Annotated in this window: 24 protein-coding genes; 6 read left to right on the top strand and 18 right to left on the bottom strand. The window is 71.6% G+C overall.

Going from position 1 to position 26,936, the window contains the following annotated elements; translation table 11 throughout:
* Window positions 1-176 precede the first annotated feature (176 nt).
* Window positions 177-380, top strand: coding sequence for a hypothetical protein (locus ACTWQJ_RS14685; protein WP_443307076.1), 204 nt, complete (start codon window positions 177-179; stop codon window positions 378-380).
* Window positions 381-476: 96 nt separating this feature from the next.
* Entirely contained in the window at window positions 477-1,019 is a 543-nt protein-coding gene (locus tag ACTWQJ_RS14680; protein ID WP_443307075.1) for an IS3 family transposase, read from the top strand.
* Between the two features lie 33 nt (window positions 1,020-1,052).
* On the opposite strand, the gene ACTWQJ_RS14675 is transcribed toward ACTWQJ_RS14680, so the two are convergent.
* From ACTWQJ_RS14675 to ACTWQJ_RS14665, 3 genes are all read right to left on the bottom strand, one after another.
* Complete coding sequence (locus ACTWQJ_RS14675; RefSeq protein WP_443307074.1) at window positions 1,053-1,961, bottom strand: IS30 family transposase; 909 nt, start codon at window positions 1,959-1,961, stop codon at window positions 1,053-1,055.
* A gap of 251 nt (window positions 1,962-2,212) precedes the next feature.
* On the bottom strand, window positions 2,213-3,691 hold the full coding sequence (locus ACTWQJ_RS14670; protein WP_443307073.1) for a sialate:H+ symport family MFS transporter: 1,479 nt from the start codon (window positions 3,689-3,691) through the stop codon (window positions 2,213-2,215).
* Between the two features lie 118 nt (window positions 3,692-3,809).
* Window positions 3,810-4,739, bottom strand: a complete 930-nt coding sequence (locus tag ACTWQJ_RS14665; protein WP_443307072.1) for a dihydrodipicolinate synthase family protein — start codon at window positions 4,737-4,739, stop codon at window positions 3,810-3,812.
* Between the two features lie 160 nt (window positions 4,740-4,899).
* Between ACTWQJ_RS14665 and ACTWQJ_RS14660 the strand changes: the two genes are divergently transcribed.
* A complete protein-coding gene (locus tag ACTWQJ_RS14660; RefSeq protein ID WP_443307077.1) occupies window positions 4,900-5,550 on the top strand; it encodes a FadR/GntR family transcriptional regulator in 651 nt (216 codons plus the stop codon).
* Window positions 5,551-5,859: 309 nt separating this feature from the next.
* Here ACTWQJ_RS14660 and ACTWQJ_RS14655 read toward each other — a convergent pair whose 3' ends face one another.
* From ACTWQJ_RS14655 to ACTWQJ_RS14645, 3 genes are all read right to left on the bottom strand, one after another.
* Window positions 5,860-6,459, bottom strand: coding sequence for a hypothetical protein (locus ACTWQJ_RS14655; protein WP_443307071.1), 600 nt, complete (start codon window positions 6,457-6,459; stop codon window positions 5,860-5,862).
* A complete protein-coding gene (locus tag ACTWQJ_RS14650) occupies window positions 6,450-6,785 on the bottom strand; it encodes an XdhC family protein (protein WP_443307070.1) in 336 nt (111 codons plus the stop codon). Before ACTWQJ_RS14650 ends, ACTWQJ_RS14655 begins: the two co-directional genes overlap by 10 nt.
* Window positions 6,786-7,979: 1,194 nt before the next feature.
* The gene (locus ACTWQJ_RS14645; RefSeq protein ID WP_443307069.1) at window positions 7,980-10,226 is read right to left on the bottom strand and encodes a M4 family metallopeptidase; all 2,247 of its coding nucleotides are present in this window, start codon (window positions 10,224-10,226) and stop codon (window positions 7,980-7,982) included.
* 1,115 nt (window positions 10,227-11,341) lie between these two features.
* On the opposite strand from ACTWQJ_RS14645, the gene ACTWQJ_RS14640 reads away from it, so the two are divergent.
* A complete protein-coding gene (locus ACTWQJ_RS14640) occupies window positions 11,342-12,127 on the top strand; it encodes a S8 family serine peptidase (RefSeq protein ID WP_443307068.1) in 786 nt (261 codons plus the stop codon).
* Between the two features lie 213 nt (window positions 12,128-12,340).
* On the opposite strand, the gene ACTWQJ_RS14635 is transcribed toward ACTWQJ_RS14640, so the two are convergent.
* The 3 genes from ACTWQJ_RS14635 to ACTWQJ_RS14625 are packed head-to-tail and all read right to left on the bottom strand — an operon-like array spanning window position 12,341 to window position 16,532.
* The gene (locus ACTWQJ_RS14635) at window positions 12,341-14,113 is read right to left on the bottom strand and encodes an ABC transporter ATP-binding protein (RefSeq protein ID WP_443307067.1); all 1,773 of its coding nucleotides are present in this window, start codon (window positions 14,111-14,113) and stop codon (window positions 12,341-12,343) included.
* Complete coding sequence (locus ACTWQJ_RS14630; protein WP_443307066.1) at window positions 14,110-15,849, bottom strand: ABC transporter ATP-binding protein/permease; 1,740 nt, start codon at window positions 15,847-15,849, stop codon at window positions 14,110-14,112. Before ACTWQJ_RS14630 ends, ACTWQJ_RS14635 begins: the two co-directional genes overlap by 4 nt.
* A complete protein-coding gene (locus ACTWQJ_RS14625) occupies window positions 15,846-16,532 on the bottom strand; it encodes a hypothetical protein (RefSeq protein ID WP_443307065.1) in 687 nt (228 codons plus the stop codon). The genes ACTWQJ_RS14630 and ACTWQJ_RS14625 overlap by 4 nt, the downstream gene beginning before the upstream one ends.
* 251 nt (window positions 16,533-16,783) lie before the next feature.
* On the opposite strand from ACTWQJ_RS14625, the gene ACTWQJ_RS14620 reads away from it, so the two are divergent.
* Window positions 16,784-17,209, top strand: a complete 426-nt coding sequence (locus ACTWQJ_RS14620; RefSeq protein ID WP_443307064.1) for a hypothetical protein — start codon at window positions 16,784-16,786, stop codon at window positions 17,207-17,209.
* Here the strand turns inward: ACTWQJ_RS14620 and ACTWQJ_RS14615 are convergent.
* From ACTWQJ_RS14615 to ACTWQJ_RS14580, 8 genes are all read right to left on the bottom strand, one after another.
* Window positions 17,181-18,560: a YcaO-like family protein gene (locus tag ACTWQJ_RS14615; protein ID WP_443307063.1), complete on the bottom strand. Its 1,380-nt coding sequence runs from the start codon at window positions 18,558-18,560 to the stop codon at window positions 17,181-17,183. The genes ACTWQJ_RS14620 and ACTWQJ_RS14615 overlap by 29 nt on opposite strands.
* On the bottom strand, window positions 18,557-20,038 hold the full coding sequence (locus ACTWQJ_RS14610) for a CocE/NonD family hydrolase (RefSeq protein WP_443307062.1): 1,482 nt from the start codon (window positions 20,036-20,038) through the stop codon (window positions 18,557-18,559). Before ACTWQJ_RS14610 ends, ACTWQJ_RS14615 begins: the two co-directional genes overlap by 4 nt.
* Window positions 20,035-20,868, bottom strand: coding sequence for a hypothetical protein (locus ACTWQJ_RS14605; RefSeq protein ID WP_443307061.1), 834 nt, complete (start codon window positions 20,866-20,868; stop codon window positions 20,035-20,037). Before ACTWQJ_RS14605 ends, ACTWQJ_RS14610 begins: the two co-directional genes overlap by 4 nt.
* Before the next feature lie 94 nt (window positions 20,869-20,962).
* Window positions 20,963-21,076 (bottom strand): streptamidine family RiPP, encoded by a 114-nt coding sequence (amiA, locus tag ACTWQJ_RS14600; protein ID WP_240661371.1) that lies wholly within the window; start codon window positions 21,074-21,076, stop codon window positions 20,963-20,965.
* 58 nt (window positions 21,077-21,134) lie between these two features.
* The gene (locus ACTWQJ_RS14595; protein WP_443307060.1) at window positions 21,135-21,956 is read right to left on the bottom strand and encodes an ABC transporter ATP-binding protein; all 822 of its coding nucleotides are present in this window, start codon (window positions 21,954-21,956) and stop codon (window positions 21,135-21,137) included.
* Between the two features lie 19 nt (window positions 21,957-21,975).
* The gene (locus ACTWQJ_RS14590) at window positions 21,976-22,983 is read right to left on the bottom strand and encodes a FecCD family ABC transporter permease (RefSeq protein WP_443307059.1); all 1,008 of its coding nucleotides are present in this window, start codon (window positions 22,981-22,983) and stop codon (window positions 21,976-21,978) included.
* Window positions 22,980-24,020: a FecCD family ABC transporter permease gene (locus tag ACTWQJ_RS14585; RefSeq protein ID WP_443307058.1), complete on the bottom strand. Its 1,041-nt coding sequence runs from the start codon at window positions 24,018-24,020 to the stop codon at window positions 22,980-22,982. The genes ACTWQJ_RS14590 and ACTWQJ_RS14585 overlap by 4 nt, the downstream gene beginning before the upstream one ends.
* A gap of 101 nt (window positions 24,021-24,121) precedes the next feature.
* On the bottom strand, window positions 24,122-25,099 hold the full coding sequence (locus ACTWQJ_RS14580; protein ID WP_443307057.1) for an ABC transporter substrate-binding protein: 978 nt from the start codon (window positions 25,097-25,099) through the stop codon (window positions 24,122-24,124).
* Window positions 25,100-25,190: 91 nt separating this feature from the next.
* Between ACTWQJ_RS14580 and ACTWQJ_RS14575 the strand changes: the two genes are divergently transcribed.
* On the top strand, window positions 25,191-26,387 hold the full coding sequence (locus tag ACTWQJ_RS14575; protein WP_443307056.1) for a hypothetical protein: 1,197 nt from the start codon (window positions 25,191-25,193) through the stop codon (window positions 26,385-26,387).
* Window positions 26,388-26,538: 151 nt separating this feature from the next.
* On the opposite strand, the gene ACTWQJ_RS14570 is transcribed toward ACTWQJ_RS14575, so the two are convergent.
* Window positions 26,539-26,823, bottom strand: coding sequence for a hypothetical protein (locus tag ACTWQJ_RS14570; protein WP_443307055.1), 285 nt, complete (start codon window positions 26,821-26,823; stop codon window positions 26,539-26,541).
* Window positions 26,824-26,936: the final 113 nt, after the last annotated feature.

Here is a 26,936-nt window from a genome sequence, read left to right as displayed (position 1 = left end):
CCTCGCACAGCAGATAGATCTTGGTCGACTACCTGCCATACCCGAGGTCCCGTCTCCATGCCTCCACAACACGCCGCCCCCACAGGCGATTTGACGGATCGCGTCACACGCTAACTACGCGGCATTGCCCTTGCCCTCTTGAGCTGCGCAAGCGTGCGGTTCGCATGGTCGCCGAGGTGCGGCCTGAGTACGACACCGAGTGGTCCGCGATGAAGGCGGTCGCCGCCAAGCTGGGGATCAGGACGACCGAGACGGAGGCCCTGCGACTGCTGCGGCGTCGCATCTCCGACCGCGGCTACCGAGCCTTGCTCGCCGACCAAGCCGACCTCGGCCAACCCCTCAACCCGCTACCCCCAACGCCCATGAGCTTGGCTGCTTGACATAGGAGCATCGCCGAGCTCGACCGGCCACATCTGCGCTCGTAGCGTTCATCGACGAGTACCGGGAGCTTCGGCGGTGTCGAGCCGATCTGCCGTGTGCTGTCCGAGCACGACTGCAGCATCGCCCCCTCCACCTACTACGCCCACAAGCAACGCCAGGCTTCCCCGCCCGCCCGTCAGGTTCGCGACGAGGAGCTGAAGGCCGTGATCAAGGAGGTGTTCGAGGCCAACTACCGTGTCCATGGCGCCAGAAAGATCTGGCGGGAGCTGAACCGGCAGGGCCACCAGATGGCCCGCTGCACCGTCGAGCGGCTCATGCGCGAGCTGGGCCTCAAAGGTGCGGTCCGCGGCAAGAAGGTGGTCACCACCGTGGCGGATCCGTCCGCCGAGCGGGCCCCCGACCTGGTCGACCGCGACTTCGTGGCCGACGCTCCCCATCGCACCTGGGTCGCCGACTTCACGCATGTGGCGGCCTGGCCGGCACCGTCTACGTCGCTTTCGTCGTGGACACCTTCTCCCGCCGCATCGTCGGCTGATCCGCCGCCACCACCAAGCACACCGACCTCGTGCTGGGTGCCCTGGAGATGGCGCTGTGGCAGCGCGACCGCGCCGGCATCCCGCCCCAGCGAGGCGAGTTGACCCACCACTCGGATCCAGGTTTGCAACCCGGACTCAACCGGTCGTCGCAACACCGGCTTCCTGGACGGATAGTAGATGTTCGTTCAGGGCTTCGGCGGGTGTCTTCCAACCGAGGGTTTTGCGGGGCCTGTTGTTGAGTGCGAGGGCAACGGCCTCGAGCTCACCGGCCTCCCATCGCGACAGGTCTGTGCCCTTGGGGAAGTACTGGCGCAGCAGTCCGTTGGTGTTCTCGTTCGTGCCCCGCTGCCAGGGGCTGTGCGGGTCGGCGAAGTAGACCTGCAGCCCGGTGTCGATGCGGAGTTGGGCATGCTGGGCCAGCTCCTTGCCGCGGTCCCAGGTCAGCGAACGGCGCAGCTGCTCGGGCAGCGTGGTGATCGTGTCGGCGATCGCGTCTTTCACGGCCTCGGCGCCGCGGCCGGCCAGCGCCGGGCCGTTCTTCACCCGTGGCTCGACGCCGTAGCCGTCCATCCGCGGCAGGTGCAGCAGCATGGTGAACCGTGTCGTGCGCTCCACGAGCGTGCCGATCGCGGACCGGCCGGTGCCGATGATGAGGTCGCCCTCCCAGTGCCCCGGGACCGCGCGGTCCCCCAGGCTGCGCAGCACGGCCAGTTCGTCGTCGACCACCGCGTCGGTGGAGTGCAGGAGCAGCCGGTAACCCTCCGTCTTGGCGACGGCCTGGATGGCGCGGACCATCGCGACGTACACGGGGTTGCCGATATCGGGCATCGCGAAGGTGAGCTGCCGGGTCCTGCCGCCCTTGAGGGAGCGGGCCACCGCGTTGGGCACATAGCCGAGTTCCAGCGCTGCGCGCTCCACCTTCGCGACCGTGTCACGGCGGCCTCCGAGACCGTTGAGGACCCGGGACACCGAGGCGATGGAGACGCCGACCCGCTCCGCGATCGAGACGATGGTCGGTTGGCCACCGCCGGCGATCCGTGTCACCCGCTTACCTCTTGACGCCTGGTGACGGGAATGTCCGTAAACGTCTACGGCCGTTGGAAACGTTTTATAGATTGCGGCCACTCCGCTTGATCGTCAATGAGATGTCATGTGACCAGTCTCATAGCGACTCCAAGCCGCCCACCACGCCGCTCTCTTGGCGCGATACGCGATGGAGCCCGGCCGCTGCGGCGGTCGTCGGTGCGGTGACGGTGCCGGCCCCGCCGTGGGGCCGGCACCGTCGTGTCGAGGCGTCAGGCGTGGGAGATGTCGCCGGCCTTCGGCCTGCCGGCGGGCTCGGCCACGTCGGTGAGGAGGTAGTCGGGGACGGTGTCGGGGTCGATGAGGCGGTTGAGGCGGGCGGGCACGTTGAAGCCGATCAGCAGGATCACCACCACGGTCAGCGAGAAGGTGAGCACCGAGAGCGACTGGCCCAGGGGCATGGTCGAGGCGAGCTTGGCGCCGAGCACCGGGGCGACGGCACCGCCCAGCGCGCCCACGTTGTAGGTGAAGCCGAGGGAGGCGGCCCTGGTCTCGGTCGGGAAGTGCCCGGCGATGTACTTGGGCAGCAGCCCGGAGATGCCCTGCATGCAGGCGAGCATCAGGAAGAGCAGGACGCCGAGGCCGACAAGGCTGTCCTTGATCGCGAAGACCGGGAAGACGAAGGCGATGCCGACCAGCAGGGTGCACGCGTACGCGGTGCGGGTGCCGAACCGGTCGCCGATGAAGCCGGCGATGATGCAGCCGGCCATCGTGCCGAACCCGGCGTAGTAGAGGGCGTCACTGACCTGCTCGGGAGTGAATCCCAGCTCGGTCTTGAGGTAGGTGGGCAGCAGGGCCTGGACCGGCCAGCTGTAGAGGAAGGCGCAGAAGACGGTGACGCACAGGGCGACGAACAGCAGCCACCGCTTGCGCCCGCCCAGCTGCACCGCGAACGCGATCAGACAGCCCGCCGCCACGACGGAGAGCACGGGCACCGCGCCCGCGCCGAGCGGGGTGAAGACCGCGAACAGCGACGCGGTGGCTGCCATCGCAAGCACCGTGTTGGTCCACGCCCGGCGCCGGCCGGTGAACAGCGGACGGAACGGGTTGGGCCGCTCCCCGGTGGCGCCCACCCGGTCCTCCCAGTCGTCGGCCTCGGGCAGCGAGCGCCGCACCCACAGCGCGACCACGACGGGGAACAGCCCGATGTAGAACAGCCAGCGCCAGCCGTGGGCGGGCACCACCTGCTCGTACACCTCGGCCGCCAGGACGCCGCCCAGGGAGAAGCCGGAGATGAGGAAGCCGGAGGCGCGGTTGCGCAACCGGGTCGGCCAGCTCTCCAGGACATAGGTGGCGCTGGCGCTGTACTCCCCGGCCATGCCCATGCCGATGAGCAGGCGGGCGGTGAACAGGCTGGTGTAGTCCCAGGCGAAGCCGCAGGCGAACGTGCCGATGGAGTACAGCAGGATACTGACCACCATGGCGCTCTTGCGGCCGAAGCGGTCACCGAGCGCGCCCAGCACGGCACCGCCGAGCCAGCGGGTGATGAAGGCGCCGGAGACCAGGCTCGCGGACTCCACGGTCGACAGTCCGAAGTCGTCGGCTATCTCGGTCAGCACCAGGGTGATCAGGACGAAGTCGAAGCCGTCCAGGAGGTAGCCGATCCAGGCCGCGAAGAACGACTTCCACTTCTCCCGGGTGATCTCCCGGTACCAGGGCAGGGGTGGCGGGGTGGTGCGCGCAGATGACATGACGGATCCAATGCGGGTGAGAAGGACGCGCGTCGGTGAAGGGGGGCGGCGGGCGGGGCCGCAGAGGGGCGAAAGCCGGGCCGGGCAAAGGGCCGGGCGGGTGGGCCCGGCCCTCGGCTCACCGCAGTCCGGCCTCCTGCAGGCGGGTACGGACCAGGGCCGTGGCCGCCTCGTCGAGCGGTACCTGCGGGGCGGCCGTGGCCGCGCAGTCGATGAGGCCCAGCAGGTGGGCCGCGGCCTTGAAGGCGCCGAGCGCGGAGGAACTGGGGCCCATCCGGGCCGGGTCGCCCACATCGGTGAGCGAGAACAGAGCCGCCAGCCGGTCCTGTTCGGCCTTCGCGGCACTCCAGTCGCCGGCCACGGCGGCCTCGTAGAGCCGTACGTAGCCGCGGGCGTCGACGTTGCCGAGACCGGGCACGACCCCGTCGGCACCCGCCAGCAGCGCGCCGTCGACGGTGAGTTCGGAACCGGTGAGCACCGAGAAGCCGTCGGTGCGCCGTCGCAGTTCGACGAGCAGGCGGCGCAGCGAGCCCTCGTCGCCGCTGGAGTCCTTCAGCCCGGCGAGCGTGCCGTCGGCGGCGAGACCGAGCACGACCTCGCGGGGCAGCTTGGTGTGCACGGCGACCGGGATGTCGTAGGCGAACAGCGGCAGGTCGGCGCCGGAGCGGATGCGCCGGAAGTGGTCGGCGATCTCGACCGGATGGGTGCGCGTGTAGAACGGCGCCGTGGCCACGAGTGCGTCGGCACCCGCCTTGACGGCGTCGGCGGCCTGGTCCAGGACACGGGCGGTGGTGGTGTCGATGACTCCGGCCAGCACGGGGACGCGGCCCGCCGCCGTGTCCACGGCCGCCTCCAGCGCGGTCAGCCGCTGCGCGTCCGTGAGGTAGGCCGCCTCACCACTCGAGCCCAGCAGGAACACACCGTGCACCCCGGAGTCGATCAGGTGCTCGGTGAGGCGGCGGACCGAGGGGACGTCGACCTCGCCCTGCGGGGTCAGGGGCGTAATGACCGGGGGGATGACGCCGCGCAGGGGCGTGCGAAGGGACATGCGGTGCTCCAGGTCGTGCTGCTGTGTCCGGGACGGACCCAGGACAGTGCATAGGACGTAGGATGTCCTACGTCCGTTAGAGTGAGACATGACCATGAGGGAAAGTCAAGGGCAGGGAGGACGGGACATGCGGTCGGTCGCTGCCGACGCCTAGGAGAAGATCAAGGAACTGATCGTCGAACAGGGCCTCGGCCCCGGCGACCCGCTCCCCACCGAGACCGAGCTGATGGAGCGCTTCGGCGTCAGCCGGAACTCCCTGCGGGAGGCGCTCAAGTCGCTCCAGGCCATGTGCATCATCGAGATTCGGCGCGGCTTCGGCACCTACGTCGGCACCATGTCGCTCGAACCGCTGACCAATGCCATGGCGTTCCGCACCGTCGTCGGACACCGCCGCGGCCAGGACAGCCTCCTCGAGCTCCTGCAGATGCGCGAGGCACTCGAGGCAGGGCTCATGCACCGGCTCGCCGGCCGGCTGCCGGCCGAAAATCTCGAGGAACTCGACGCGCTGGTCGGCAAAATGCACACCGAAGTATGTGAGGCGGGAGGGATCGCCTCCCAGACCGACCGCGCCTTCCACCGCACCCTGCACCGATCCCTGGGCAATGAACTGCTGAGCGAACTCCTGGACGCGTTCTGGCACGCCTTCCACCAGGTCCGCGCCCAAGGCCTGGGCACCACCGCCGACGGCGAGGAACTCGCCCGCATGCACGGAAGAATCGTCGAAGCCGTCCGCGCCGGAAACGCCGCGGAGGCCGAAGCCGCCATGCACCGGCACTTCGACGACATCCGCCAACGGCTCACCCCGCAATGAACCGCCGGCACCCGGCCCATGTCGCCGCCGCTGGGGCAGGTGGAGGTGCCCGTCCCCGCGACGAGCAGCCGGCTGCTCGTCGTCGAGGACTGGATGGAGGCGTTCCCCGCACTCGCCGTGGCAGGGGCTCCTACTTGCTCTTCTGTCGCAGTGACCGGAAACCCGCGCGGACTTCTTCGGTGAGGGCATGGGCTGTTCCCATGCGGCGAAGTGGCCGCCGACGTCCAGCCTGTTGTAGTGGACGAGGTTGGAATACGCCTGCTCCACCCAGCTGCGAGGGGGCCTGGTAGAGCTCGTCGGGGAAGACGCTCACGGCCACCGGGATGGTGACACCCTTGACGGCGAAGAACGGGAGCTTGTTCTCCAGTAGACGCGTGCCGCGGAGACCCCGGTCTTCGTCAACCAGAAGTGCGTGATGTTGTCGAGGATGTCGTCGCGCGTCAGCCCCTCGGACCGGCCGTCGAAGACCCGGCAGCTCAGCTCCAGGCTGGCCGCGTCATCGTCGAGCGTGAACGCCGCCAGACCGACCGGCGAATCCACCAGGCCGGTCATGCTCTGCGGCCGGTCCCCCATCATCTGCGCGTACCCGATGTGCTTGTAGAAGAAGAGCAGTTGCTCACACGCGCGCTTCTCCTCCGGCGACAGCCCCGACGGCAGCGGGTCACCCCTCTGGACCGCCGTATGAATGTCGGGTGGCACCGCCGCGGCCATATCGGTGTGTATGCCGGCCAGCTCCGGGGGCGCCTCCAGGGCCATCAGGTCGACGACGATCGCCCCCCAGTCGCCGCCCTGTGCGACAAACCTTTCGTAGCCGAGGCGCTTCATCAGTTCCACCCAGGCACGTCTGATCGTCGCCGCGGCCCGGCGTCGGGCCGCGGCAACCCGCCGCTCCATGTCGATCACCCGCATCCGGCGCACCACGAACACGACGCACCGGTTGACATGCAGCGCGTACACCTCGTCCCTGACACGGGCCCCACGTAGGCGACGCGGAGTTGGAGCGCTCGGCTCAGCAGGGGGATGTCGAACTTGGCGTCGTGGGTGAGGACGCAGACCGCCGTGCGGGCGTCGATTTCGGTGTGTTCCAGGTAGCGGTGGGGCCAGTTGGTGACGGCTTCGTCGGCGTGCGGGAAGCGGGCGGGGGTGGCGAAGACGGGGCGGGCGTCGCAGACCGTGAGGTGGTAGCCGAGGAACGCTCCGGCCTGGCTGGAGAGCGGCGGGCAAATCCACCGCACCGAAGATCAGCATGTGGGGGCGGGGCGCGCTGACGTGGACGAGGACAGAGAGGTGCTCGGGGCAGGTGTCGGAGTCCCCGCCGATTTCGATGAGTCCGGTACGGCCGGCTCTGAGGTGGGCACGGGTCGGAGCGGCGACCGCTTGGTCCTCGCGGGGGCTGCCAAGGGTCCCGTCGTACGCGCTTCCGTCGCCGAGCAGGCACAGCGTGCGGCCGACGAGTTCTGTCGGCCCGTCCACCACGTGGGCCACGGCAGCAGGACGGCCGGCGGTCACCTCCTCCAGGGCCCATGCCAGGGACTGGGTCCGCAGCCGCAGGAAGTCCCATACGCCGCGGCATTCCTCCGGGGCGCCTGGTGTGCCCCACCCCGTACACACCGGGGGGCTCTGTCCGGGTCGGGGACGAGGCGCTGTTCCACGAGGATGTCGTGGCCGGTGCGGCCTGACGAACAACCGCTTAGCCCGCCTGATCACTGAGCGGGACGCCGCACAGGGCATCACCGGGCTGGCGACAGACGAGAGCTGGGTACGGGCGTGGCTGAGGGGCTCGGTCCACGCGACCCTGTGCCGCGCCTGATCGTGGAGGTCTTGAGCGCTGAGACCGGCATGGACCTCACTTACGCCGACGTCGGCCTGCCGGGAGAAGCGGGGCCGACCGGTGTCCGCAGCCCGTGGACCCGCACGGGGGGCGATAGCCGCATTCAGCCAGATCATCCGGAGCGAACTCATGCTGCCCGACTGCCCGACACACGAACTAGCCCCGATGCTGGCGATGTTCACACCGGCCGCGAGCTGCTGGACCTGCTGCAGAAGTGGGCCCTGTCCCGCCCGGACGAGACCGAGAAGCCCGCTTCGACCAGCAGGCCGCGTGGGAATGTCCGACGTGGAGGGCATCCGGCAGATCACCAGCACGTGCCGCAGGCGGATGCCGGGGTGCTCCGCGTCGTACTCCGCGAAGAGTGCGGGCAAGGCGACCAGCCTGCTGGAGGAGAGTGTGCCGATGGTCAGCGAGCCGTGCACCGCCACCCGTGAACTGATACGGCACGAGACGCCCCACCTGACACCCAGGAGCCGTCGTGGACGTACGGCCTCACGACACAGCGGATGCCGTGTCGTGAGGCCGCGATTGCGTCAGCCCCTGTGCGGTGCCCGTTGGACCGGGCACCGGAACCGAACGGGGAGGGCCGGGAACTCACTCAGAAGGTCAGGCTCCAGTTGTCGAGGTACCCCGGGGGCACGATGAAGATGCCGGGAGTGTTGTCCCTGACCCGCAGCTTCCAGGTGCCGTTGGCCGGGATCGCGGAGGCGTCGACGGTGTACGTCTGGTGCAGCTCCGGAACCCAGGCGGGGTCGTCCCACGACCAGGGCTTCACCGGGACGACCCGGCCGTCCTCGCTGACCAGGTCGATCACATAGAAGCCGGTGCCGGTGGCGTAGAGGTCCACACTCACCTTGAGGTCGGCCGGAGCCATGCCCTCGCGGCCGCTGACGGTGATCGGGCTCTCGATCACTGCCCAGTTCGGGATGTCGTACCGGCCCGGGTTGACGAAGAAGTCGCCGCCGGAGGCGAGGACGGTCCACTCGTACCAGACCGTCCGGCGGTTGCCCGCGGCGTCCTTGACGGTGACGGCGAACTTGAAGTCGCCGCCCTTCACCGCAGTTCCGGAGACCAGGCCGGTGCTCGCATCGATGGACAGACCGTTCGGCAGACCCTTGGCCGAGTACCTCAGGGCGCCGGGACGGGAACTCTGCGCCTCGACCTGCCAGTTGACCTGCTGGCCGGTCGCCACGTTCCGCGGGTTCGTGGTGTTGACCGCGATGTGGTGGACGTAACGGTGGCCGACGTTGACGGCGGCCCAGGCGTTGCCGACTGCCTCGTGCTTCTTGCTGCCCGCCCCGTACAGGTCGGCCGCGGCCTGGAGCGTGGCGGCACGCGCACGGGCGAAGTCCGTCGTGCTGGTCATGTAGACGGTCAGCGCGCGGTACCAGATGTCCGTGGCCGACTTGAGTCCGATTCCAGAGACCCGCTTGCCGTCGAAGGTCGGGCTGTTGTAGCGGACGCCGTTGACCGTCTTCTTACCGCTTCCCTCGGCGAGCAGGTAGAAAAAGTGGTTTGCCACGCCCGAGCTCTGGTGCACGTCCAGGTACTTGGTGCCGGTGGTCCAGTAGTCCTGCGAAGCCTCAAGGCCGTTGTCGTCCTTGGACGGCTGGTCCATGTACCGCAGCGGCTTGCCGGTGCCGAAGATGTCGGCCTTCTCGGCGAGCAGGTAGTCCGGCACGTCCTTGCGGTTGTCGGTGAAGAATTCCAGGGCCGTACCCATGATGTCGCTGGTGGCCTCGTTCAGCGCGCCGGACTCGCCTTGGTAGATCAGTCCCGCGGTGGCCGAGGTGATGCCGTGAGTCATCTCGTGGCCGACGATGTCCAGCGACGTGAGCGGCCGGGCGTTGTCGACGCCGTCACCGTAGTTCATGCAGAAGCACTCGTCGTCCCAGAACGCGTTGACGTATCCGTCGCCGACGTGCACGAAGGAGCGCGCTCCGACGCCGTCGCCCGCAATGCCGTCGCGGCCGTAGCGGGAGTGGAAGAAGTCCCAGGTCTGCTGGGCGCCATAGGCCGCGTCCACGGCGGCCGTCTGGCGGTTGGACGGCGTGCCGTCGCCCCAGACGTCGTCGTCGTCCGTCATGATCCGGCGGTCGTCGTAGTCGTACGTCCCGTGGTTGCCGCGGGCGGCGTCCACCATGTCGAAGACGTCGCCGTTGTGGATCGAGTCGATCTGCACAGTGCCGTTGTGTTGGCCGGCGCCCGTACCCGAGTGGATCTGCTCCACGCTCGAGAGCTGCTTGCCCGTCTTCGCGTCGGTCACCACCTGCAGTCGGCTGGGTGTGCCATCCTTCTGGACCCCCGTGACGACGGTCTCCCATGCCAGGGCCGGACTGTTGGTCGCCATCCAGACCACCAGGCGCGGCGCCCGGTCCACCGCGGCCTTGCGGGTCTTCTCTTGAGCGGCGATGTCCAGGGCCGACTCCCGTGCTGTCGCGGTCGTGACGGTGGGCTTGGTCGTCGGAACCGTGAGCCTAGCGTCGGACGCCTTGGTGACCGTCCGGGCGTCGGCCCGCTGGTGCACCACCAGGTCGCCTCCCAGTACGGGCAGACCGGCGAAAGTGCGCTCATAGCGCGTGTGAACAGTGCCGTCGGCGTCCTTGATGACGTCTTTCGGTATCAACTTCTCCTGGTCACCCAGATTCAGAGACTGAGCCATACCGGCGCTCGTGCCGGCCGCTGCCTTGAGCAGTTGGCTGTGCTGCGTGGGGGAGAGGGGGACCAGGCGCGCACCGGACACGGGGGACGCCACGGTCCCCTGTGGCTCGTCCTGTGCGCTCGCGGACGCGAGGGGCAGAACGGACGCGATGAGCGTGGCCATGGTGACGGTCGCAGTCGCCATGGCGCGTCTGCGCTTGGGCGGGCGGGATGCCGATGACATGGATCGGCTGAAGCGGACGGTGCTCGACACTCCTGGGCTCCTTACGAGTGGTCGCATGTGACGTCGGGTGGGGCAATGGCTGCGTCGGAGCCGCTTCTCCCCCGGAGCTGACTCGAACACTGTGCAGATAGTGTCAGCGTGCTGTTCCCACTGTCACGAGTGCGGAGATCAATGTCCGAAAGTCGGTCAACTGCGCGCGGTAGTACGTCCATCGGCAAGCCCATCAGCCGTGCGCGGGCAGCGCGATACAGGGCTGACGGGACCATCACGGTCGAGACCGTGTCACACGGTTCAGCAGGCCCGACGCCAGACGGACGAGGTGATCCGGACTTCGATTCGGGGCAGATGCCGGCGGCCGACACGGCGGGGCACCGCCGGTGCAAGGTCAAGTTCCGTTGCTGATCTGCTGGTTGAGGGGAGAACCCTGTACACCGTGACGTGTGGTCGTTCCCGTCTTCCCGGCCCTGGGCAGGGGGCGTCGGTGGTGGCGCCCGGCCGTTACGCGCCGGGCGGCGATGGACAGCGGGTCCGGGCGGTACCGACGATTTCCAGCCAAGTTCGACGCCGGGCGACGCAGGCGTGGCCGCACCGCGCGAGACAGGCCTTAACAGCCCGGTCGGTGGTACTGCTGCTGATGGGCTACCAGAATCCGCTGGCGATCCGCCGGTTCCCGTGCCGGTCGGGGTGTTCACGGAGTCGCACACAGCATCGCCGACAAGGGTGAACATGCGATGTCTGCTTTGCGTGTCTGGTCAAGACCATGTGATCCATGGGTGAATGCACCGTTGGTATTTTCGCCAGCAGGTTGTGACCAACGGTTTCTGATCTGGCCAAGGATTCATGTGAGACATGTAAGACTCCCACGTACCAGCCCGGCAGCGCCTGTCCCTTCTTGCGGCGGTAACGGCGTTGCTGACGGTTGCTCCCCGGCAGCAGCCAGTAGCAGCGTCTCCCCGCCCGCCGGTGCGGTCATACCCGACGGTGGTTCCCTCGGTTCCACCCCGCGGACCGTCACCCTGATCACCGGTGACCGCGTCACCGTCACCCCCAGCGGCTCCGGCCCCACCACCGTGTCCGTGGCGGGCGCGAACGGGGGCCGTGCAGACGCACGCATCACCACCCAGGACGGCGACGTCTATGTCTTTCCAGCGGCAGCCGAACAGCACGTCGCCGCCGGCCTCGTCGACGAGGCACTGTTCAACGTCACCCGGCTCGTCGCCCACGGCTACGACGGCTCCCGCTCGCAAGGGCTGCCCCTCATCCTGAGCTACCCCTCGGACTCCCTGCGCAGGAAGGACCTGTCCTCCCTGCCGGAGGGTGCCACCGGTGCGCGGTCACTGACCAGCATCAACAGCACCGCACTGAGGGAAAGCCACGGCGCGGCCGCCCGCTTCTGGGCCGACCTCACCAGCCCGGCCGGCGCGAAGTCCGGCATCGCGAAGGCCGCATCGGAGGCACCGGCCCTCAACGGCGGCGTCCAAAAGGTCTGGCTGGATGCCAAGGTCACTGCCGATCTGGCGTCGAGCGTGGCCCAGATCGGTGCCCCCGAGGTGTGGAAGGGCGGTAACACCGGCCAGGGCGTCGACGTGGCCGTCCTCGACACCGGCTACGACACCGAACACCCCGACCTCGCGAGTGGCGTCGTCGCCTCCTCGCGCAGCTTCGTTCCCGACGAGGGCGTCGTGGACCGTAACGGTCACGGCACCCATGTCGCCTCCACGATCGTCGTCGGCGGCGCCGCCGCCGACGGCAAGGAGAAGGGCGTCGCCCCCGGTGCCCGACTGCACGTCGGCAAGGTTCTCGGCGACGACGGTTCACCGTCCCACACGCGCGCGACCAGTAGCCGGCCGGAGTACGCATGAGGCTGTCGAAGAGCGGCTGAGCGCCGCCGCGGGTCTGGCACAGTGGGCCCGAGGGAGCAACGCCGCCGCGGGCTCGCATGCCGGAATCGAAGTCGCTCAGGGAGAGAGCCGGCCCCTCCCCGACGCCGACTGAACCGGTCGCTGTGCCCATGGCGGGGCAGACCAGAAACTCCGTCGGATGCTGCCCGGCACGGCCACGGCCGTGCATCGAGTTCAGGAGGGCGTGACGGCCAGTACGCGGTTGAGCGGCCCCTCGGAGCGGGCTGTGAGGTCGTCCCAGGTGCCCTGCTCCGCGATGCGGCCGGATTCGAGGACAGCGATGCGGTCGGCGCGGCGGATGGTCGCGGGGCGGTGGGCGATGACGATGGTGGTGCGGTTGCCCTGGGCGAGCGCGGCGGCGAGTTGGGCGTCACCGGCGTTGTCCAGGTGGGCGGTGGTCTCGTCCAGTACGAGGATCCGGGGATCGGCCAGCAAGGCACGAGCGAGGGCGATCCGGGCGCGCTGGCCGCCGGAGAGGGTGGCGCCGCGCTCTCCGACGAGGGTGTTCATGGGGGCGATCCGGTCGACGCCGCACAGCCGGGCCGTTTCGGTCAGGAGGTCGTCGTCGGCGTCCGGTGCGGCGAGGCGCAGGTTGTCGGCGAGGGTGCCGTGGAAGAGGGGGGTGTCCTGGCCGACGACGGCAATGGCACGGCGCAGTTCGGCGTCGGCCACGTCGCGCAGGTCGAGGGGGTCGCCGTCGCGGGGTATGAGGTGGACGGCGCCTTCGGTCGGGTCCCAGAAGCGGGCCAGCAGGTGGGCGCAGGTCGATTTGCCGGCCCCCGATACCCCGACCAGGGCGAGGGTCTGGCCTGCGGGAACCGTCAGGTCGACTCCGTCCAGCACGGGGCGGCCCCCGTAGTGGAAGCTCACCTGGTGCAGCCGGATGCCCAGGGGGCCCGGGGGAAGCGGGCGGGGTGAGACGGGCGGCGGGGCGAGAGCGGGGGCCTTCAGCGCCGCGTCGACGCGGGCGGCCGCGGCGCGCAGGCCCACGGCCTGGCTCAGTGCCCTGGCCGACTCGGCGACCGGGCCCAGCACCGACAGCGCGAGTGCCATCGCCGCCGGGGCCCACGCGCCGTGCAGCCGCCCCGAGGTCACGGACTGTGCTGCGGCGGCCACCACGCCGAGGACCGCGAGCACGATCAGGGCGTCGCGGACGGCGGCGGCCATGGCCTCCCAGGTGGCCTCGGCCCGCTGGGCCTCGCCCACCCTCCGGCCCTGCTCGGCGAGACGGCCGCGCCGCTCGGTCAGCCCGCCGAAGGCGAGCAGTTCGCGCAGCCCGTCGACGGTCTCCACGCTGTCGGCGGAGAGCTTCGCGGCGGCCGCCCGGGTGCGGGCCCCGCGCGCGGCGCGTCCGCGTGCGTCGGCGAAGGGTGCCACGGCAAGGAGTGCGGCGACCGGCAGCACCGCGACCAGCAGCCATGGCTCCACCGTGGCCAGTGCCGCGGCTCCGCCGGTGAACACCACGCCGGATGCCAGGAGTTGGGCCGTGGTGTGGGCGTAGAAGAACTCCAGTGCCTCCACGTCGGCCATCGCGGTGGCGGCCAGATCACCGCTGCGCCGGCCGGCCACGCGGGCGGGTGCGCTGCGGGCGAGTCCGTCGAAGATCCGCACGCGCAGTTCTGCCAGCACCCGGTACGCCAGGTCGTGGGAGAGGTCCATCTCGCGCCAGGTCATCAGGGCGCGTATGAGGACGAGGGCGATCAGAGCGGTGACCGTGCCGGTCGAGGGGGCACGGTCCTCGATGACCGCGGTGCCGACGGTGTGCGCGGCCAGCGTCAACAGCGCGACCAGGGAGCCCTGTTCGAGGAGTGCGGCGGCGCAGGTGCGGGCCATGATGAGCCGGTGCCCGGCAAGGGCGGGCAGCAGGGCGCGCAGTGAGCCCCGTGCGGGATCTGCCGCGTCGGCGGTGCTGCCCGGCATTACGTCGGCGCCGGTGGTGCTGCTCATGCGGCAAGCCCTCCTTCGTACGTGTGGCCCGCCTTGACGAGCTCGGCGTAGACGCCCCCGGCTTCGACGAGGGCGGTGTGCTCGCCGACGGCGTCCACGCGTCCGCCGTCGAGTACCACGATGCGGTCGGCGTGCCGGACGGCGGCGAGCCGGTGGGCGACCACCAGGACCGTCCGGCCGCCCGCGGCGGCCAGGAGTTGCCGGACGATGTCCTCCTCGCGGCGTTCGTCGACCGCACTCGTCGCCTCGTCGAGGACGAGCACCGGAGCGTCGGCCAGCAGGGCCCGGGCGAGGGCGAGACGCTGGCGCTGCCCGCCGGACAGGGTGGCGCCCCGTTCGCCGAGGAGGGTGGCGTAACCGTCGGGGAGGGCGGCGATCTCGTCGTGGACGCCGGCGGTCCGTGCCACGCGTATCAGGTCGTCGTCCGTGGCATCGGGCCGGGCCAGGCGCAGGTTGTCGGCGATGGTGGCGTGGAAGAGGTACGTCTCCTGGGAGACGACGGCGATGCCCTGCCGCAGCGAGTCGAGCGCGTACGTGCTCACATCCCGGCCGTCGAGGGTGATCCGGCCCTGCTGCGGGTCGCGATGGCGCAGGAGCAGGGCGAGCAGCGTGGACTTGCCGGCGCCCGAAGGGCCGACGATCGCGGTGGTGCGCCCTGCCTCGGCGGTGAAGGTGACGCCGCGGAGCGCGGGCGCCTCGGCGCCGTCGTAGCAGAACTCCACGTTCTCGAAATGCACTTGGGGCGGGACCGGCCAGTGAGCCCGTACCGTTCCGGTGTCGGGCACGGCGGGTTCGGCGGTGCGCAGTGTCCGGAGCCCGTCCGCGGCCGACACGCCCAAGTACCCGGCGTGCCACTCGCGGGACAGGTCCCGTACGGGGCGGAAGCACTCGGAGGCCAGGAGGAGCACCAGATAGGTGCCGGTCGCCGTGGTGGATCCGGTGACGGCCGACCAGCAGGCGAGCAGCGCGGCGACCGCGGTGCCGCCCTGGATGGCCAGGTCGGTGAGCCCGGTGTCGACGAGCGACACGCGGAGCTTGGCGACGGTGGCCCGGTGCAGCTCCGCCGAGCGTTTCTCCAGCCGCACCCGGGTGCGCCCGACGGCGCCCGCGGCCCGGAGTGCGGGCATGCCCTGGAGGGCCTCCAGGTAGTCGGCACCCAGTCCCTCGTAGGTGTCCCAGTGTTCCTTGCCGCGCCTGGCCAGCAGCCGGTCCCAGGCACGCGGCCCGAACAGGGCGAGCAGCAGGGCCGGGACGAGGCCGAGGAGGGCGGCCGGTTCGACGGCGGCCAGGGCGACGAGCAGCAGGGGCGGGACGGTGAGGGTGATGAGGAGCTGGGGCAGGTAGCGGGAGACGTAGGCGTCGACGCCCTCGACCCCGTCGACGAGGGTGGTGCGGACGGCTCCGGCGCGCGCGGTGGTCAGATGTGCGGGTCCGAGCCGTCCGAGGTGGGCGAGGAGTTCGTCGCGCAGGTGCACCCTGACCTGTGCTCCGGCGCGGGTGGCGGTGCGCCGCTGCCCGTAGCCGAGCCCGGCGCGGGCGGCGACGACGCCGAGCACCGCCCCGAGGAGCAGCGGGAGCCGGTCCGTGTCGCCTCTGGCCACGTCGGCGAGGGCGACGGCCAGCAGTACGGCCTGCGCGAGGTGGGTGAGGGTGACGACCCCCTGCAGGAGAGTGGCCGCGAGCAGGGGGCGCCGTGCGTGGCGTGCGGCGCGGCGCAGCTCGGGGTGGACGATCACGAGGTCCCCTCTTCGGAGTGGGTGGTGCCGAGGGCCAGGCCGTGGACGATCCAGTCCCGGCCCGGCGGGGTGCCGAGCGCGGCGCCGAGGTCGGCCTGCTGCCAGGAGCCCACGGGGCGGGCGGCCAGGCCGTGTCGGCACGCGGACACGTGGGCCAGGTGGACCGCGAAGCCGGCGCGCAGGTGGGATCGGCGGATCTGCGGGGCTTCGGCGTCCGCCGGGCAGCCGTACCCGAGCAGCACGGCGCCCGCGTCCGCGAGCCATGCCTGGCCCGCGGCCCAGGCGGCGAGTGCCGGCCGGGCCTCTCCCACGGCGAGACGCCGCAGTGTGCCGTCGGGCGCCAGACCGGCGAGTTCGGGCTGCGGTTCGCCCATGGCCACGCACCAGGCGAGTGCACCGGCGCTCGCCTCGATGGCGGTGGCGAGCACCGCCCGCAGGGTGTCCCGGGGCGGGGCGCCCCGCAACGGTGGCCGGGCGCTGCGGCGGGCCAGCAGCTCGCCGGGCGTGGGCACGTCCGCGATCCGGTGTCCCACCTCGGATTGGAGGACCCGGTATGCCCCCTCGGGTGGGACGACCTGGTGTGTCCTCTCGGGCGGGACGACCTCGTATGTCCTCTCAGGCTGGGGAACCACACCCGGTCCCTCGGTCTGGAGAATCCGGCGCGCGCGCACGGCCGCGTGCATGCCGCGCCCCTCCTGGGCCGCGGGACCCCGTCGTGTCCCCTGGCCCCCGGAAACCCGTCGCGCCCTCTGAGCCGCGGGACCCCGTCGCGCCTCCCCGGGCGGCGCGAAGTGCAGTGCGGCAAGGGGTCTTCCTTGCCCCCGTCCAGGCGTACTGTCACGGCCCCCACGCCCAGTGCCCGCGCCGCGAGCCACAGCGCCCCTGCGGCGTGCCCGATGTCCAGCAGGAGCAGCGGCCAGGCACGGTGACCGTAATGCGAGATCGTGCGCTGCGGGGTGACGGAGAGCTCGACGGTCGCCCCGGGCAGCGCGCCGTCGGGTTCCGGGTCGATGAGGTGCACGCGGTGGCGCAGCGGGTCGTAGCCGTAGCGTCCGGGCGGCAGCGGGCAGCCGGTGCCCACGACGAGCCGGGCGTCCACCGGGTGCAGCGCGCCCGCGGACGGGGCGGGCCGCAGCCGTCCGGCGCGGTCCGAGGCCGCCAGGGAGAACCGGAGCAGCCGATCCAGGTCCAGCTCCCGGGGGTCCGCTTCGGGCAGGGGGCGCGGCGGGCCCGGCCAGGGACGGACGGCGGGTCCGGCGGGCGTGTCCGGTCCGGGCTTCTCGGGGGAACGGGCGCGTGCGAGGGCGGTGACGAGATCCACGAGGCCGTCCTCACATGTGGGGTGGAGGAGCCAGCGTGAAGTCCTCCGGTGCGCGCGGCGCGGTCGTGCGCCAGCCGCGGGCGACGGCGGCGTCGGCGAGGCGCGGGCAGCCGAAGTAGCCGAAGGCCGCCGGGGCGTTGGGGAGGAGGCCGGATACGAGGACACGGGCGACGCGCAGCGGCGTTTCGGCCACGTCCTCGGTGGTCAGGTCGAACGTCATGATGCGGTGGCCGCCGTGGTGCAGCGCGTGGTCCAGCCGCTCCCGGCTGCCGGGCTCCACCGCCTCGATGGGTACGGTGCCGTGCGCGGGCTCGGTGAACCGCCGGGCCTCGGGTGCCATGCGCTCGTCCAGCCACACCTGGACGTGCGCGCCCAGGTCCCGTACGTGCTGGAAGTGTTCGCCGCAGGCGTCGAGGTAGCGCCGGTCCTCGCGATGGTCCAGGTAGAGGCCGCGGGCGAGCAGCCCGGCCTCGACGGCCTGGAACACCCAGCCGTCGGGGTCGGTGAGGCCCTGGGTGAAGACCCAGGTGTGGACGGCTTCGAGCACGGCCTTGCGGGCGGCCTCGGCCGGGTCGTACTTGCAGGCGAACCCGGCGGCGTACAGGCCCAGCCGGGAGTCGTGGACGAGTGCGGCCATGCAGGGGGCGAACTCCGAGGGCATCTCGGCGAGGTGAACGTCGAGCCCGGATCCGGCGAGGTCGTCGGTGAGGCCGGGCACGCTGGCCGGGTCGATACCGCGGGTCGGGCCGTCGAGGTGCCACCACAGTTCGAGCGCGTCACGCTCGACGATCTCCAGCAGTCCGCGTTCGACGGCGTCGTCGAAGCCCTGTCCGGTGGCGATGCCCGCGTAGTTGAGGTGGTGGGTGCGGGGCAGCGAACGCAGCTCGCCCTGGCGCCAGTTGAGGTGGGTGAGCGCGACGGGTGCCCGGACCTCGGCTCTCTCCCCGCCGGGCAGGTGTTCCTCGCCGCGCGTCCACAGGGCCGGGGTGTCGGGGGTGAGGGGGCGGTAGGGGAACTTCTCGCGGCCGTACTGCCAGTCGGCGTAGGCCGGCAGCTCGTCCGGACCGTACAGCCGCAGGCCCTTCCCCGTCAGCTCGGCGGCCGTGGCGCGCAGCGGCGCCTCGGGGTGGCCGGGGGGCGGCACGCGGTTGCCGCAGTACCGCTCGATTCCCTCCGCTATGGCGGCGATCCGGGCGCCCTCGGGGTCGCCGAAGGTGGTGCCGAGCGACACCCGGTCGGCGGGCCACAGGCCGAGCCTGCGGGCGTCGGCTATCTCGGCGGTGAGCGCGGTGTAGCGGGGTGGCGCGCCCACGGGGTGCTCGACGGGCTTGACCTTGCGGACGATGCCGCAGACGGGGTCGACCAGGGCTTCCAGCGGCAGCGCCGTCATCGCAGGATCTCCTGTACGGGATCGGTGGGCATGGGACGGGTACGGAGCACGGGCAGCCGGAGCGCCACGTGCCAGGGGTCGACCTCGCGTCGGGAGGCGAGCAGCCGCGTGGCCGTGACCGGGTCGTCGCCGGTGTGCGGGTTGCGGGCGTGGGCCGGGAAGTGGTGCCCGGCGATCTCCAGGCGGAGTCGGGTGCCCGCGGGCAGCCGCCGTGCGAGCCGGCCGAGCCCTACGGTGAACTCGGCGGCAGGCCCAGGGGGATCCTCGCGCCGGACGACGCCGACGGCGAGCCGCTCGGCTGCCCCCTCGGGGCTGAGCGCGACGAGGTGGACGGCCCAGTCCGCGGACGGCGTGTCGGCGGTGGCACGCAGCCGCACCTCGGCGGCGCCGACAACGTCCAGCGGGCGCGGCAGCGGCGGGGTGACGAGCAGGCAGCGGTCGGGGGTGCCGTCCGTAGGGACGGTCAACTGCTGTGACGCCAGGGGGCGTTCAGGATCGGCCGTGAAGGAGGAGCCGTGCAGCAACCGTACGTTCTCGGTGCGCGGCTCGCCCTCCACGTCTGCGGGCACCCACAGCGGGCTGCCGCCGAGCCCGACCGCGCCACGGTGCCCGCACGCGAGGTCTCCCGCGAGGGCGAGGCGGGCCCAGCGCGCGTAGAGCTCGCCGAGGCTCACCCGGTGTGCGGGCCGGGCGTCGGGCCCGGGCGCGGCGACGAGGCCGTGCCCCCAGGGGCCCATCAGCAGCCGCGCCGAGGGTCCGCCCCAGCTGCGCCAAAGTGTGACGGTGTCCTCGGTGAAGTGGTCGTGGTGGCCGCCCACGGCGAGCAGAGGCATCCCGGCATGCCGCGCCCGCGCGCGGAGTCGGCCACGCTCGCGGTGCCCCCACAGGCCGGGCCAGGAAGGGAGGCTCCGGCCGAGCCGGACAGGGAGGTCGATCAGCGGCAGGTGGGCGAGCAGGCCGGGGTCCGCGGCGAGAGCCTTCTCCAGGGCGTCCTCGTCGGAGTCGCGCCGGTCACCATGGGCTGCCCACCATCCGGCGCGCGCCGACAGCCGTTCCACACCCGAGGGTTCGCGAGCCGTCTCGGCCGGGCCCAGCACCGGGACGGCGGCGATGACGGCGTCCGGGCGGGCGTCCTCGGGCGCGTCGAGTGCGAGGGCGAGTGCGCAGTGGGCGGCGTAGGAGGCGCCGACCGCCACGATGCGCCCGTTGCTCCAGGTCTGTCGGCGGATCCAGCGGGCGGCCGTCGCTCCGTCGGCGGCCTCGTTCTCGTACGGATGCCACTCCCCCGGCGACGCGTGGCGCCCGCGCACGTCCTGGACCAGTGCGGCGAACCCGCGCCGGGCCCAGCCGCGCAGCTCCGCCCGGTGCCGCCGTCGGTCGTAGGGCGTGCGGATGAGGACGGCGGGGAAGGCTCCGTCGCCGTCCGGGAGTTGGACGTCGGTGGCGAGACCCTCGACGGCCACGGTGAGCGGCGTCATCCGGCGGTCCCAGGCATCGCGGCGACGTCGGGGACAGGCAGGACGGGGTGCTCGGTGACGGTCAGCGTGCGCAGGTCGACGCGCCGGAGCCGGCGCCGGGCGGGCAGCCCGCCGGTGTCGGCGGTGTCGGTGGCCCACCGGGTGAGATCGTCGGCGAGCAGAGCGACGAGCAACCCGGCCGCGGGAGCGGTGCGGTGAACGGGCGCACCGGATGTGCGGGGCCCGCTCCAGTAGGCGGCCAGCTCCCGGTGCGCGGGCGTGGCAGCGAGCCGACGGGCACGGACATGCGCCGAGGTGACGTCTTCTGGGGTGGCCGCGAGCGGCTCGACGTACGCCTGCCAGCCCTCGCGGTGGCAGCGCAGCCAGGCGATACCGCGCTGCGGCAGCCGGTCCGCCGTGTCCCACAGCCCTTCGGGAACGGGTCCGTCGAGACACCACACGACAGCGGCGGGTTCCCTGTCGGCCGGGGCACCGGCCAGGTCGTCAGGAGTCGCGAACTGCGGCTCGGCGCCACAGGCCCGCAGGAGCGCGGCCAGCGGCTCGGTCAGCCCGGCATCGCCCAGCAGCCGGATGTCCCGGCGCTCGGCAGGCCAGTCCGCTCGCTGCGGACCTTCCGTCATGTATCCAGCCTTTTCGAAAGCCCCCAGCAGCCTGTCGAGTTCGGCGTCCGGCTCGTCGGTGGCGGAGCCGGAGAGCCGGGAGAGCAGGCCACTGGCGTCCGTGTCGCCCGTCCGCACACTGAGGAACTCCCCGTCGGCCGTCCGTACGGCGAGGCCCTTCCCGGGCACGGCGACGACCTCCACACCGGATGCGAGCTGGCTGCGCGACACGTCAGTTCTCCTGTCGGGAAGGTGCCTGGGAAGGGCGCGGGCCCGCCCGCCAAGCGACGGGCGGGCCCACGGTTCGAGGGTGCTGGCCCCTCGCTTACTCCTCGGTGTCGTCGAAGGGGTTCTCGACGAGCGCGTTGGAGTGGGAGGCGGAGTCGTGAGCCAGCTGACCGGGGTCGGCGATCGGCGCGAAGACCTGCTCGTTGTCCATGAACTCTCCTTCATCACAAGGGAGGTACGGCGTTCGGTTGAGCACCGCAGACACCAACTTAATGAATATGATTTTCATATTCCACCCCTGTGAGGGGGTGATCCGGGTAACACACCGGCCAGCCGCCCTCGGGATCCCGGCCGACCCGGCCCGCCACCTTGAGGACATCCGCGAGCAGCCCGGGCGTGACGACCTCCTTCGGTGTCCCGTCGGCCACCACGCGGCCGTCCCGCAGCGCGACGATCCGTTCGGCGAACCGGGCGGCGTGGGCCAGGTCGTGCAGCACCATCACGACGGTGAGGCCGCGCTCCTCGCGCAGTCGCACCACGGTCTGCAGCACGTCGAGTTGGTGGTGCAGGTCCAGGTAGGTGGTCGGCTCGTCGAGCAGGAGCACGCGGGTGTCCTGAGCGAGCGCCATCGCGAGCCGGACCCGCTGCCGCTCGCCCCCGGACAGCGCGTCGACGTCACGCTCGGCCCACTGCTCCACACCGACGTCGCGCAACGCACGCCGTACGACCGGGTCGTCCCCCTCGCGCAGCATGCCGAGAGGGCCGCGCGCCGCGTACCGCCCCTGCCGCACCAGGTGACGCACCGTCATACCGGGCACCGCCGGGGCCGACTGGTGCAGCAGCGCGACGCGTCGGGCGGTGGTGCGCCGGGAGAGCCGGGCCAGGTCGTCCCCGCCGAGCAGGACGCGCCCCTCGTCCGGCCGCAACAGACCGGCGGCCAGCCGCAACAGGGTCGACTTGCCGCAGCCGTTGAGGCCGATGAGCGCGGTCAGCTCGCCCGGTTCGACGGTCACGTCGACACCGCGCAGCACGGGTCGGCCGGGGTAGCCGAAGTGGACTCCCTCGACGCGGATCCCCACGGGTTCGGTCATGCTCTATCCTTCGTCGACATCAGAATGTTCGGCTCGGGGAGCGGCGTACGACGACCAGCAACAGCGCGGCACCCACACACGTGGTGAGCGCCCCGACCGGCAGCGTGAGCCGCCCGGAGTCCAGCGCGACCGCCAGCAGCCGCGACATCAGCTGCGCCGCCGCGTCCGCCCCGCACACCACGGCAGCCCCTACGAGGGCGGCACCGGGCAGCGTCGTCCGCAGGTCCGCACCGAACACGGCCAGCGCGAGGTGCGGTACGAGCAGCCCGACGAAACCCAGCGCCCCCACAGCGGCCACCGCACCCGCGGTCAGCGCCACCGCGCACACCAGGGCAAGCGTCCGGGCCCGCGCGGCGGACAGCCCGGCTGCGCCGGCGATGTCGTCGCCGCAGCGCAGCAGGGTCAGCGGCCCGGCCAGCAGCCACGCCGCAGCGCCCCACGCCAAGGCCCACGGCCACAGCAGGTGCCAGTGCTGCCACACTCGGCCCTCCGTCGTGCCGACGAGCCACTGCACGACGCTGCCCAGCTCACCCGGCGCGACGAGCAGCACCATGGCGGTGAGCCCGCCGAGCACCGCCGACACGAGCACCCCGTGCACGGCGGTCTGCGCGGGATCTCCCCCACCGCGCCCGGCGAGCAGCCACAGCAGCCCGGCCCCGGCACACCCGCCCACGCACGCGGCGGCGACCACGGCGAAGGGCGATTCCCACCCCGCCAGCCCGAGACCCGTCGCGCTGACGGCCCCGAGCACCGCGCCCGGCGTCACACCCGTGACCTCGGGCCCGGCGAGGGGATTGCGCAGGGCGGACTGGAGGACCAGACCCGCCACGCCCAGGCATGCCCCCGCTCCGAGAGCCACCAGCAGCCGGGGCAGCCGGAGTTGGAACAGGATGTGCCGTTCCGTCGCGTCACCACCGCCGCCGAGGACGTCCCAGACGACGGCTGGGGACATGCCCCGCCCGGCCAGCAGCTCCACGCAGGCACATACGGCGACGAGTGCGGCGAGCGCCCCGAAACGCCGGCTCACCGGGCCTCCTCCGCCGCCGTCGGTACCGCTTCGGGCCCGGTCCCCCGCGGCTTCGAGCGAGCTGTGCCGGTCCCCGCTGCTCGTCGCGAAGCCCTCGGCTTCCGATGAGCCGTCCGGAGCAGGGCGATGCCGGCGGGCACGCCGAGGAGGGCCGTCCAGGCCCCGGCCGGTGTCTCCACGGGGGCCAGCGCGAGCCGGGCCGGCAGGTCGGCGACGGCCACCACCACAGCTCCCCACGCAGCCGACCAGGGCAGCCAACGCACCGCGTCGGCACCGGGGTTGAGCCGCCGCGCCAGGTGCGGGGCGAGGAACCCGACCCACGCCACCGGCCCGCACACGGCCGTCACGGGCGCGATCAGCACGACGGCGATGGCCAGCGCGGCGAACCGGGCCCGCTGCGCACGCACACCCAGCGCCTCGGCGTCCTCGTCTCCCAGCCGCAGCACCGACAGCACCGGCGCGCACAGCACCAGCGCGGGCACCGCGACGAGCAGCCAGGGCCACAGCCCGGTGACATCGTCCCAGGTACGGGCGGACAGCGAGCCGAGCAGATACCGGTAGATCAGCTGGAGGTCGAGCTGATCGGCCATCACCATGAGTACCAGCAGCGCGGCCTGCAACGCGGCGGCGACCGCGGCACCGGTGAGCAGAACGGCGGACGGGCTGCGCCCCAGCCCGGCGGCGAGCAGCGTGAGCCCGCCGCCGAGCGCGGCCCCGCCGATGGCCAGCAGGGGCTGGACGGCGGCGGGGATGGACACGGCCAGCACCAGCGGCGCGGCCACGCCGAGTGCAGCCCCGGACGACACGCCCAGCATCTCGGGGACGGCCAGGGGGTTGCGCAGCGCCTCCTGCAGCACGAGCCCCGCCGCGCCCAGACAGGCCCCGGCGACCAGCGCCAGGACCAGCCGGGGCACGCGGAGTTCGGTGACGACGACCCCGGCGAGCGTGGTGTCCGCCTCCAGCAGCGCACCGGGCAGCCGATGCAACGGGACGTACGGCGTGCCCAGGCTCAGCGCGCAGGCGGACGCCACGACCAACAGCCCGATGATCACAGCGAGTTGCCACGCCCTACCGGACCGGGAAAACCGCCCGCCCGAGGTCGCCTCACCTACCGCACGTTCCGTCGCGGTGGGTGCGCTCACCGCAGCGCGGCCGTGGCCTCGTCGAGAATGATGCCCAGCGAGCGGGTGCCGCGCCCCTTGGCCCACACCTCGGAGTTCACCTCGTGGACGTCCCCGTTCTTCACGGCCGGGATCTTCTCCCACAGCGGGTTCTTCGCCAGCTTCTCCGACAGCGTGCCGTCCGGCTCGCCGAAGGCGATCGTCTCGACGAACAGCACGTCCACGTCGCGCGCGAGGATCTCCTCCAGGCTGTAACTCCCCTCCACGCCCCGGGACTTCCAGGGATAGTCGGCCAGCTTCGGGAACAGTCCGGCGGCCACGTCCGTCCCCGGGGTGGCGACGCCGAAGTTCTCGTCGCTGCCGTAGATGATGAGCGCGGTCTTGTCGCTCTTGTTCTTCTCGGCCTCGGCGAGCTTGGTCCGGAAGGTCTTCTCGGCCTTCTCCCCCTCGGCGGTACGGCCGGTGAGCGCGGCGACATCGCGCAGGTACCCCACGCTGTCCTGCCACGTCTCGGGCTGCATGGGCCAGAACGTGGTGGCGTCCTTCAGGGCCGGGGCGAGCTTGCCGTGCGTGTCCTCGAGACCGATCACGAGATCGGGCTTGTGGGAGAGGATCGCCTCCACCTCGGGAGCGATGAACCCGCCCGGGATGATGTCGACCTCCTTCGCCTTCTCCTCCCCCAGGAAGTCCGGGTGGGCGAGGAGTGCGCTGTTCGTGGCCGTGGGGACGATGCCCAGCTCGGTCAGGATGTCGTCGCACAGCGCGAACAGGCAGACGATGCGCTGCGGTTCCTCCTTCAGGGAGACCTTGACGCCGTTCGCGTCGGTCAACTCCCGTGTCGCCTTGATGGGTTCCACCGCGACGTCGGTCTTCGGGCCGGCCGCGGCTGCCTGTTCGCTCGCCGGTTCGGTGGACGCGCCGCACCCGACCAGCGCCGAACCCACCAGCGCTGCGGTGATCCAGCCTCGGACGAATCTCGACGGTGAGCGCAGCATCGATGCCCCTCGCTTCTTCTCTCGGTCCCGGAACGCATCGACAATACATGATAATCGTTTTCATCTGATCCCCTTTTACTGGAGGCTCTCGATGAACGCCGGCCCGCTGCTGCTCGTCTCCGACCACGTCGGGGGATCCGTCCACGTGCTGACCGTGCCGGACGGCATCGAAACGCACCGTCTCACCGGCCGTCACCTCTCCGAGCACGCCGGCTTCCTGGCACTGCCGGGCGGGCGGACGGCGTGCGTCGACGACCGCAGGGGCGAGCTGCTCGTGCTCGACCCCTTCGGTCGCGAGCTGGTGGAGGTCGCGGTTCCCGTCGCCGTACCGGCCGAGCACCTCGCCTGCGACCCGTCCGGCCGATGGGTGGCCGTCACGACAGGCCTGGGCAAGAACGGCCAACCGTGGTCGGATCTGCTGACGGTCGTCGACCTGGCCACGAAGGACGCGGCCCGGATGCGTACGCGCGTGGGCGAGCCAGGGGTGACGGTGCTCAGCGACGGCGACCCCCTGGTCGTCCTGCGTCACCGGGAACCCGGCGCCCTGGCTGTCCACCGCTTCGCCGACCTGCTCGGCGCACCTCCCGGCTGCCCGCCGGTCACGCCCCACGCACACCTCCCCCTGCCGGACGACGGACATGGAGACGCCCAAGACCCGTCCTGCGGCCGTGTCTTCGCGGCCACCGGCGAAGGGGTGCACCGGGCGCGCCGCGAGGGCGACGCACTCGTTGCGGAGTCGGTGATCCCGTGGGATTCGCCCGCTCGGGGCTGGTACCTGCGGCTGGACCCGCGGCGACGGACGCTGTGGTCGACCCTGCGGGGCGGCCCCGCAAACCCGCTGCGCTGGCCGGAGTGGACCAACCAGGCGTGGCGCCACGACCTGGAAACGGACCGCACGACCCTGACCGACCTGGGCCCGGGGCTGGTGTTCCGGCTGGCCCTCGCCAAGGACCACACCGCGTTCACCCGCATCCACCCGGACGGCGACGAACTGATCCTGCTGGACGCAGACGACACCGTTCGCCGCGTCCCGCTACCCGCCATGGACAGCGCTCCCCGTCGCGGAGGCACCCCCTGGGAGGGCGTCCAACGCCGCGCGGTGGCCGCCTCACCAGGCACGGACTGGCTCGCGGTCACCCGCGGCGGTCACGGCGAGATCCACGTCTTCGACGCCCGAACGACCCGCGAAGCCATCCACTTGAAGCTCGGCACGCCCTTGAACCACGGCGGCCACGCGATGCTGCGCACGCAGGACGACAACGCCGAAGGAGACCCCGTAGGCCGGTAACAGCCCATCATGGCGACCCGGCAGGCGCTGTCGGCGCGGCGCAAGGCCGGGGGGGAACATGCTCGCGGCGACGGTGACCGGGCCGATGGCCACAATGGCGGCCGGCACATGCAGGGAAGCAGTTTCGTCACGGTCAGTGCTCTGTGGCCGCTCAGGCGGTGCGGCGCTCGCCGGTGACCTTCGAGGCCGGAAGGCGTCCGGCCTTGGAGGTGCCGGTCAGCGTGTCGCCGTCGACCGTCACGGCAAAGGCCAGGTTCAGCCGCATGGGCTTGGTGATGGCCTGCTTCCAGGTAAGCCGGTCGCCGTCGAGGGTGATGTCGCTGAGCGGGACTTCCTCCCCTGCCCCGTGGGCGGTTCCGGTCAGGACACCGTCCTGCCGTACGAACTCGACCACGGCCTTGATCTTGCCGATGGGGGTGGAGGTGACTCCACCCACGCGTGAACGCGCGGGCTTCCTGCGTCGCCGCCTAAGCAGCGTCGCAGAGGGCCAGCCCGGCCCTGTTGAGGATGTTCAATGCACCGACGTGGTCGGCGTTCGCGGTCATGCCG

The sequence above is a fragment of the Streptomyces sp. KR55 genome, assembly GCF_052245645.1.
GTDB classification, from domain to species: domain Bacteria; phylum Actinomycetota; class Actinomycetes; order Streptomycetales; family Streptomycetaceae; genus Streptomyces; species Streptomyces flavusporus.
Note: the sequence above shows the minus strand (reverse complement) of the source record. Positions and strands in the feature narration are given on the sequence as shown.